This is a genomic window from Mesorhizobium sp. M4B.F.Ca.ET.017.02.2.1, assembly GCF_003998955.1.
In the GTDB taxonomy this organism is placed as follows: domain Bacteria; phylum Pseudomonadota; class Alphaproteobacteria; order Rhizobiales; family Rhizobiaceae; genus Mesorhizobium; species Mesorhizobium abyssinicae.
In genome coordinates this window covers 1-2037 of sequence record NZ_RZOF01000568.1, presented here as the reverse complement: position 1 = coordinate 2037, position 2037 = coordinate 1, and the positions used below count along the sequence as shown (strand labels likewise).

Here is a 2037-nt window from a genome sequence, read left to right as displayed (position 1 = left end):
ACCGATTGAAGGCGCAGAAGCCCGCCGCACCCCCTTGGCGCATCGGCTGGTTCGGCGCCCTGCGCTGCCGCCGCTCGCTGGAGCTGCTGGCTGAGTTCACCCGGCGTCTCGAAGGACGTTTCGAGGTCGTCCTGCGCGGCCGTCCGGCGCTCTCCGAATTTCCCGATTTCCACGCTTTCGTCGAGGCCGAGCCCTGGCTCTCCTTTCGCGGACCCTACCGCAACCCGGAGGACATGGCGGCGATCTATGGCGACGTGCATTTTTCCTGGGCCATCGACTTCTTCGAAGCCGGGCAGAACTCCGAATGGCTGCTGCCCAACCGCCTTTACGAGGGCTGCCGCTTCGGCGCCGTGCCGATCTCGATGGGCCACACCGAAACCGGCCGTTTCCTCAACCAGCAGGACATCGGCGTCCTCTTGTCCGAGGCCACGCCCGAAGGGCTCGAAACGGCGCTCGGACGGATGGAGCAGGAACGCTTCGGCAAGCTCAAGACCCGCGTGCTGGCCCGCAATCCGAGGACCTGGAGCTACGACCGCAGCGACTGCCGCGCCTTCGTCGACAAGCTGCGCGGCCTTGTGGCGGCGCCCGGGCCCTTCGCGGCCGAAGCGCTGGCATAGGATGGAAAGAACCGCATGACGTCAAACGCAGTGCCTGCATCGAATCTGATCGTGATTCCGTGCCTGAACGAGGCCGCCCATATCGGAGCGCTGCTCGAGCAGTTGCGACCCGCCGCGCAAAGGCTCGGCGCCCTGATCGTCGTTGCCGACGGCGGCAGCACCGACGGGACGCTTGGCATCGTCGAGGGGATCGCCCGGCAGGATGCGCGGGTCGTGCTCATGCACAATCCGAAGCGCATCCAGAGTGCCGCGATCAATCTCGCGGTCGCCAGCCATGGCGATGGCGCGCGCTACCTCATCCGCATCGATGCGCATGGCGGCTACCCTGACGATTATTGCGACCGGCTGGTTGAGGAGGCTTCGACCACCGGCGCCGATTCGGTCGTCGTCTCCATGCTGACCAGCGGCACCGGGGCGGTGCAGAAGGCGGTGGCGGCGGCACAGAATTCCAAGCTCGGCACCGGCGGCTCCAAGCACCGGCATCAGTCGGCCGGCGAATGGGTCGATCACGGCCACCACGCGTTGATGCGCATAGCGGCCTTCTCCGCGGTCGGCGGCTATGACGAGACCTTCAGCCACAATGAGGATGCCGAGCTCGACTACCGGCTGCGCCAGGCCGGCCACCGCATCTGGATGAGCGGCAGGACGCATATGATCTATTATCCCCGCTCGTCGCTGAAGAGCCTCTATTTCCAGTATCTCGGCTACGGCCGCGGCCGCGCCAGGAACGTGCTCAAGCACCGCATGGTGCCCAAGCTGCGGCAGATGATCCCGCTGCTGGTGTTCCCGGTCGTCCTGCTTGCCGCCTTCTCCTTCGTCCACTGGCTGGCGGCGGTGCCGTTCATGGTGTGGGCGGCGGTCTGCCTCGGCTATGGCCTCGCGACCGCCATCCGGCAGCGTAACCCAGGCCTTACGCTTGTCGGCGTGTCGGCAATGGTCATGCATTTCGGCTGGTCCGTCGGCTTCTGGCTGCAGCTCCTGGGGCGCCGATCGCAGCGCGGGGTGGCGTGATGGCCGGCAACACCCGCTCCATCGATATCTGCGTCTGCACGTTCCGGCGGCCCGAGCTTGCCGACACGCTGCGCTCCATCGCCGCCATGGACAAGCCCGCCGGCTTCGAGATCGGCGTGGTCGTCGCCGACAATGACGACCAGCCGAGCGCCCAGCCGCTGGTGAAGGCGCTGGCGCAGGAACTGAAGCTGCCGATCCGCTACCGCCACGCGCCGGCGCGCAACATCTCGATCGCCCGCAACGCCTGCCTCGACGCCAGCGTGTCGGATCTTGTCGCCTACATCGACGACGACGAGACCGCTTCGGTGCGCTGGCTGGCGGAGCTCGTGGCGACTGCCGAGGCGAGCGGCGCCACCGCCGTGCTCGGGCCGGTGCGGGCGCGCTACGGATCGGAAGCGCCGGCCTGGAT

At 67.4% G+C, this 2037-nt stretch carries 2 protein-coding genes and 1 pseudogene; all 3 read left to right on the top strand.

What is annotated here, in order from left to right; all coding sequences use genetic code 11:
• Positions 1–617: pseudogene (locus EN738_RS33820) on the top strand (glycosyl transferase family 1); the annotation flags it as partial.
• Positions 618–632: 15 nt separating this feature from the next.
• Positions 633–1628, top strand: a complete 996-nt coding sequence (locus EN738_RS33815; protein WP_127287317.1) for a glycosyltransferase family 2 protein — start codon at positions 633–635, stop codon at positions 1626–1628.
• A partial coding sequence (locus EN738_RS33810) for a glycosyltransferase family 2 protein (RefSeq protein WP_145967035.1) occupies positions 1628–2037 on the top strand: 410 nt, incomplete at its 3' end. The genes EN738_RS33815 and EN738_RS33810, both read left to right, overlap by 1 nt.

Bases quoted from the DNA above. Each gene is read 5' to 3' on its own strand.
- EN738_RS33815 (WP_127287317.1), top strand. From the start codon at position 633: ATGACGTCAAACGCAGTGCCTGCATCGAATCTGATCGTGATTCCGTGC.